The organism is Moorena sp. SIO4E2, assembly GCF_010671945.1.
In the GTDB taxonomy this organism is placed as follows: Bacteria; Cyanobacteriota; Cyanobacteriia; order Cyanobacteriales; family Coleofasciculaceae; genus Moorena; species Moorena producens.
The window spans coordinates 1-1,334 of the sequence record NZ_JAAHIE010001258.1 but is presented as its reverse complement, the minus strand read 5'-3'; the positions used below and the strand labels follow the sequence as shown (position 1 = coordinate 1,334).

Below are 1,334 nucleotides of genomic sequence, written 5' to 3'. Positions count from 1 at the left end.
GGCTGACGGCTGACCACTGACCGCTGACCACTGACCACTGACTGCTGACTACTGACCACTGACCGCTGACCGCTTAACATTTCAACTGTTCAAAAGCTCAACTAGGGTGTGATATCAAAACTATGCCACTAATTAAAGTTCAAACTTCCATTGATGCTCCAGAATCAGCAGCTGTTGAAGGGTTGCTGAAAATCCTGTCAGGAAAACTAGCCGAGCATGTGGGTAAACCTGAAGCTTATGTGATGACAGCGTTTGAGCCTGGTGTTGCTATGACGTTTGCTGGTAGCTTTGACCCAGTTTGCTATGTGGAAATTAAAAATATTGGCACCATGAAGCCCACTCAAACTAAGGCCATGAGTCAGGATTTTTGCAAGACGATTAATGAGACCTTGGGTGTAGCACTTAACCGAATTTATATTGAATTTGCTGATGCCCAGAGACATATGTGGGGTTGGAATGGCTCAACGTTTGATTGACCTTAGACCTGGCTCAGCTCACTTTAAAGTCAGAAATCGTCTCAATCCATACCCGTGCTCCACAGTGTAGGGGATTATCCGGGCGATACATGACCCGACAAGGGCCATTGACTTCTACGGTATGACCGTAAGTGTTATTAGTGCCTCGTTTGACAGTAATCACTGGATTCCTTTCGCCGGTGTTGTGATTTTGGCGAATCACTTTCTGGTTAACGTGGATCACAGCCTTCGTGTAATTTGTACGCTTTGACCAATTCCGCTTTGGTCCACGAGTGCCAGGAGTGACCACGGGCATGCCATCAAATAAGGGAATCACCCAAGTTCTACCGACTTTATAAGCACCTTTAACTCTGCCCTTGCTCAACAGGAAACGGACGCGAGTGGCAGAGATACCTAGTAATTCAGCGGCTTGTGCGGTAGAAATCATCATGGCGAAAAACCATTGTGTTTACGATATTGTTTATATTAACACGATTTTTTAAAAGATGCAATGGGTGGAAAGTGTGGAGATAGTGGTGGTTGAAAAAAACTGTTGCATTTACACTATGGGAGGTATAAGTGGTTAACGTGGATAATTGGAAAAACTATTGCATTTGCACTAGGGGTGATATAGGTGATGTGGGTGTTTAAAAAAAAACTATTGCACTATCACAAGTCTTTGGGTGGTGCGTTACGGGGCGGCTTCAGGCGCGTAGAGGAGAACATGAAAGCAAGCCCGCCCCTAACGCACCCTACGCAACAATTGCCCAATTCCCGATTCCCGATTCCCGTTCCCCTCCTGGGAGGGGTTAGGGGTGGGTTCCGATTCCCGATTCCCTGTTCCCTCAATGATCAAAATAAAAAAATTCGGTCAAGTTC

General features: G+C 45.9%; 3 protein-coding genes. 2 read left to right on the top strand and 1 reads right to left on the bottom strand.

Annotated features, from left to right (window positions below; genetic code table 11):
• Nucleotides 1–122 precede the first annotated feature (122 nt).
• Nucleotides 123–476, top strand: coding sequence for a phenylpyruvate tautomerase MIF-related protein (locus tag F6K37_RS42730; protein ID WP_008188031.1), 354 nt, complete (start codon nucleotides 123–125; stop codon nucleotides 474–476).
• Between the two features lie 13 nt (nucleotides 477–489).
• Here F6K37_RS42730 and F6K37_RS42725 read toward each other — a convergent pair whose 3' ends face one another.
• The gene (locus F6K37_RS42725) at nucleotides 490–906 is read right to left on the bottom strand and encodes a helix-turn-helix domain-containing protein (protein WP_008188032.1); all 417 of its coding nucleotides are present in this window, start codon (nucleotides 904–906) and stop codon (nucleotides 490–492) included.
• A gap of 192 nt (nucleotides 907–1,098) precedes the next feature.
• Between F6K37_RS42725 and F6K37_RS42720 the strand changes: the two genes are divergently transcribed.
• Nucleotides 1,099–1,334 (top strand): hypothetical protein (locus tag F6K37_RS42720; RefSeq protein WP_287257264.1); only part of this gene is annotated, 236 nt, incomplete at its 3' end.